Origin of the sequence: Pararhodospirillum oryzae, assembly GCF_007992075.1 — a bacterium.
Classification (GTDB): domain Bacteria; phylum Pseudomonadota; class Alphaproteobacteria; order Rhodospirillales; family Rhodospirillaceae; genus Pararhodospirillum; species Pararhodospirillum oryzae.
Window position 1 is genome coordinate 1 of record NZ_BJZO01000149.1, and the last position, 4,259, is coordinate 4,259.

At 66.0% G+C, this 4,259-nt stretch carries 4 protein-coding genes; 3 read left to right on the forward strand and 1 reads right to left on the reverse strand.

Features of this window, described 5'->3' with window-relative positions; translation table 11 throughout:
* Nucleotides 1–211: 211 nt before the first annotated feature.
* From kaiC to ROR02_RS16040, 3 genes are read left to right on the forward strand one after another with little or no spacing between them, the layout of a single operon-like run.
* Nucleotides 212–1,966 carry a circadian clock protein KaiC gene (kaiC, locus tag ROR02_RS16030; protein ID WP_170245158.1) on the forward strand — a complete coding sequence of 585 codons (1,755 nt, stop codon included), beginning with the start codon at nucleotides 212–214 and terminating at the stop codon, nucleotides 1,964–1,966.
* On the forward strand, nucleotides 1,959–2,234 hold the full coding sequence (locus ROR02_RS16035) for a circadian clock KaiB family protein (RefSeq protein ID WP_170245159.1): 276 nt from the start codon (nucleotides 1,959–1,961) through the stop codon (nucleotides 2,232–2,234). Before kaiC ends, ROR02_RS16035 begins: the two co-directional genes overlap by 8 nt.
* On the forward strand, nucleotides 2,231–3,430 hold the full coding sequence (locus tag ROR02_RS16040; protein ID WP_147165055.1) for a sensor histidine kinase: 1,200 nt from the start codon (nucleotides 2,231–2,233) through the stop codon (nucleotides 3,428–3,430). Before ROR02_RS16035 ends, ROR02_RS16040 begins: the two co-directional genes overlap by 4 nt.
* Nucleotides 3,431–3,510: 80 nt before the next feature.
* On the opposite strand, the gene ROR02_RS16045 is transcribed toward ROR02_RS16040, so the two are convergent.
* A partial coding sequence (locus ROR02_RS16045) for a methyl-accepting chemotaxis protein (protein ID WP_170245160.1) occupies nucleotides 3,511–4,259 on the reverse strand: 749 nt, incomplete at its 5' end.

Below are 4,259 nucleotides of genomic sequence, written 5' to 3' on the forward strand. Positions count from 1 at the left end.
CGCCCGGTGCTTGAGGGCACTGAAAAAACTCCAGGGTAATCGGGTGAAGCCCTGGATGCCCTTGGAAGAGGGCGTTATTCCCTCGTACTCTCCCTCAAATTGAAGTACGGTCTTTTCTCTGCATCACTCCAAACTGGTCGACGTTCCGACTTGTTGATATCCTTTTTCGATCGGACGGGACGACTGGGAGACAGACATGGAAGAAACCGTGATGTCCGCGACGGAACCCGCCGGATTGCCGAAAAACCCCACCGGCATTCACGGGTTCGACCGTCTGACGGATGGCGGACTCCCCGCCGGTCGTCTGAGCCTGGTCATGGGGGGGCCCGGGGCTGGCAAGACCATTTTTGCCATGCAATGCCTTGTCAACGCCGTGCGAAAGCTGGGCCAAAAGGTGTTGCTCCTCACCTTCGAGGAAGCTCCCGCCGATCTTCTTGCCAATTTCCAGGGGTTTTCCTGGGGCCTGGACAAACTGGTCGCCGAGGGATCCCTCCAGATCGTCGATGCCCGCCTGACCCCCGAGGCCTGCATCAGCGGACAGTTCGACCTTACCGGTTTCCTGGCCGGCGTCGCGGCCCGGGCCGACCGCTCGGACGCCCGACTGGTTGTCTTCGACGGCCTCGACGTGCTGATGGCGCTGCTGGCCGATCCGCGCGAGGAAATGCGCCAGATGTTCGAGTTGGGCCGCTGGGTGCGCGATCACGGCCTGACCGGCCTTATCACCGGCAAGATGGACGGCGGCCTGCCCGGCCACCCCGGGCGGGCCGACATGGTCCAGTACGTGGTGGACTGCGTCATCGCCCTGGACATGCGCGTGGAAGGGCGCATCGCAACCCGGGACCTGCGCGTCGTCAAGTACCGGGGATCGGCTTTCCCCCCGAACCGCTATCCGCTGGTCATCACACCCGAGGGAATTGAAATCTTTTTTGATGGATCGGGCGAAATTCAACATAAGGTTTCGGAACGCAAACTTTCAAGTGGCATTGCCCGCCTGGATACCATGCTGGGAGGGGGCCATTTCCGGGGCAGTTCCATTCTGGTTTCCGGAGCGCCCGGCACATCGAAAACAACCCTGGCTGGTGCCATGGCCGCGAGTGTCTGCCAGTCGGGCGAAACCACGGTGTTCGTCAGCTTCGATGAGGCGGGCGATCAAATCGCGCGCAATTTGCGCTCGGTCGGGCTGGACCTGGAACGCCATCGCGCCTCGGGCCGCCTGATCATGAGCGGCCTGCGCGCCGACGCCCTGAGCGCGGAAAACCACGTTTTCCATCTGCGAGCGCTGATCGACGCCCACCGCCCGGGTTTGCTCGTGATTGATCCGATCTCGGCCTTGCTCAAGGGCGGGTGGAGGGCCGTGGTGGATGCCGTGATTCAGGGAATCCTGGATTATGCCCGCAGCCAGGGGGTCACCACCTTCCTCACCTCGCTGGTCAACGGTGATGCCCCGGAAAAAGAAGTCACCGACTCCCATGTCTCGACCATGGCCGACACCTGGATCCACCTCAGTTACATCGCGCACGGCGGCGAGCGCAACCGGGCCTTGACCATTGTCAAATCACGCGGCTCCGCCCATTCCAATCAGGTGCGCGAACTGATCCTGACCGTCCAGGGCCCCACCCTGGCCGATGTCTACCTGGCCGGTGGAGAGGTCCTGATGGGCACCGCCCGCCTGGAACGCGAATCCAAGGATCGCGAGGCCGCCTCGTCGCGCGCGCGCGCCTACGCCCGCCAGCGCATGGAACTGGAAGCCCGCGCCAGCGCCCTGCGCGCCCAGGTGGCCGCCCTTGAAGCCGACCTCGCCCGCACGGAAGCCGAGGGCTCCCGACTGGCCGAGGAAGTGGTGGATGTCGCCGAAGCCGACCAGACGCGGCGCCAGCAGATCCAGGCCAGCCGCAGCGGTCAGGACGACCATCCCGACACCGCCCCCACCCCGCGCGCCACCCAGGGGAGCCAGGCCGATGGTTAAACTCGATCTCTATCTGGCGGGCCGCAGCCGCAATTCCATGCGGGCCTTGCACAACCTCAAGGAATGGCTCGCCCAGTATGGCGGCGAAGGCGTCGAGCTTCGGGTGATCGACGTGCTGGAGCATCCCGACCGGGCCCTTGACGAGGGCGTGCTGGTCACCCCCACGGTGATCCGCCGTGAACCCGATCCCATCCGCATCGTGGTAGGGACTCTCGACCTGCCCGACGACGTGACCGTTCTTCTGGAGCAAGGCGCCCCCTCGGCATGAGCACTTCCCCGTCGGGCCGTGTCAGGCTTCCGCCGGAAACCGACGCGGCCGCCTACGCCGCCAAGCTCACCCGGCTTGATTTCGCCCTGACCATCCGCAAGGCCCTGATCGACGCCTTGCCGGTGGCGGTGGCCCTGCTCGACGGGGGCGGCCGGTTGACCGCGTGCAACGCGACCTGGACGTCCTCCATGGGGGATCACCCGCCTGGCACCTTGTATGTCGAGGGCTGCCAGGAGGAAGGGCTGTTCGGGCCCGGGGATGGCGTCCGTGTGCGGCGCGGGTTGTTCGAGGTGATCGAGGGCGATCGCGAGTATTTCAGCCTGGATATCCTGTGTGGCGGCAAGGTCAAGGGCCGGGCCTACAACGTCACCGTCGTTCCCCTGGATCGCGCGGCGTTCGACGGGGTTGTCGTGCTTCACACCGATATCACGGAACGCCAGTCCCTTTACCACAACCTGATGGAACAAACGGCGCGCCTTGAAAAAGCCAACGAGGAGTTGCGCCAGTTCGCCCGCATCGTGTCCCACGATCTCAAGGAGCCCCTGCGCGGCGTGGTCAGCTTCGTCCAGTTGCTGGCCCGCCGCAACCAGGGCCACCTGGACGCGGAGGCCGAGCAGTTCATGGGCTATATCGTCAGCAGCGCCAAGCGGATGGAAACCCAGCTGAACGCCCTGATTTCCTACATCCAGACAGCCCAGGATGCCGCCCCCCTCCATCCCGTCAACCTGGACGCCCTGGTGCGAGGCGTGGCCAACGACATGACCGACGGGCTGCGCCAGCAAGGGGGATCGATCACCGTCGACCCCCTGCCCGCGATCAGCGGCGACGAGGTCCTGATCGCGAGCTTGTTTCGTAACCTTCTGGGCAACGCCGTGCGCTACCGTCAGGCCGACCGGCCGCTTCGCGTCCGCGTTTCGGCGCGCAAGGCGCCGGGCGTGTGGGAAATCATCGTGGCCGACAATGGGATTGGCATTCCCGCCGCCTACCATGAGAGCATTTTTTCAATGTTCACCCGCCTTGATCCCCAAAACCACCCCGAGGGCAGTGGCGTGGGCCTGGCCATCGCCCGCAAGGTGGCGGAACGCCATGGCGGGCGCTTGTGGGTGGAGTCGGCCCCCGGCGAGGGCAGCCAGTTTCATTTCACCGTGCCCGACACCGGATGCCGCCCTCCTTCCCCCTCTCAGGCCGCCCCGTGAGGCGCCACGAAAACCGCCCGATCCCGGCGCCTTGATCCCTGGCCGACGGGTGTTCCGTCCGTTTTCCTCCCGGTTTGGCTTCACGACGCCAGGCGCGACAGGCGTTTGAAATCAATGTCGTGCTCGTTTTCAAAGCGCAGATGGGTGCCGGTTTCGCCGTGTTCGACCACGGTCGCCGCCCAGGTTGCCCCCAACTCGGGGATCTCCAGCTCCAGCCGCGTGCCCGGCCTCACGTCCGGAAGCCCCGCCACCTGCGCCCCCTGGCGCGAGATGTCGTGCAACCGGGCTCCCCGCCAGGCCCCCCCGTGCCCCAGCCGGACCCGGATCGAACAGTCAAAGCGCTGGTAGCGGCGCCGGTCGGCCTCGGCGGTCGAGGTGCGCACCACCTTGGTGATGCCCCGCCCCAGATCGCGCACCGAGTCCAAAAGCGCCAGGGCATCCTCGCGCAGGCCCTCGGTTTTGGTGTCGTTGGCCCGCGCCTCCTCGGCCACCGCCACGATGCGCTGCGACACGTCGGCCGTTGCCTCCGACGATTCGCGCACATTCCGGGCGATCTCGGCCGTGGCTCCCTCCTGGCGGGCCACCGCCTCGGCCACGCCGCGCGTGATTTCGTCGATTCCCTGAATGGTCCCGGTCATCGCCGCGATGGCGTCGGCCACCTCCTTGGAAACCTTGCGGATATCCCCCACCCGGGTTTCAATCTCGGCCGTCGAGCGCGTGGTCTGGCCGGCCAGGTTCTTGACCTCGCCCGCCACCACCGCGAACCCCTTGCCCGCGTCGCCGGCCCGTGCCGCCTCGATGGTCGCGTTCAGGGCCAGCAGGTTGGTCT

Coding starts and splice junctions, on each gene's coding strand:
- ROR02_RS16035 (WP_170245159.1), top strand. CDS start 1,959: ATGGTTAAACTCGATCTCTATCTGGCGGGCCGCAGCCGCAATTCCATG.
- ROR02_RS16040 (WP_147165055.1), top strand. CDS start 2,231: ATGAGCACTTCCCCGTCGGGCCGTGTCAGGCTTCCGCCGGAAACCGAC.
- kaiC (WP_170245158.1), top strand. CDS start 212: ATGTCCGCGACGGAACCCGCCGGATTGCCGAAAAACCCCACCGGCATT.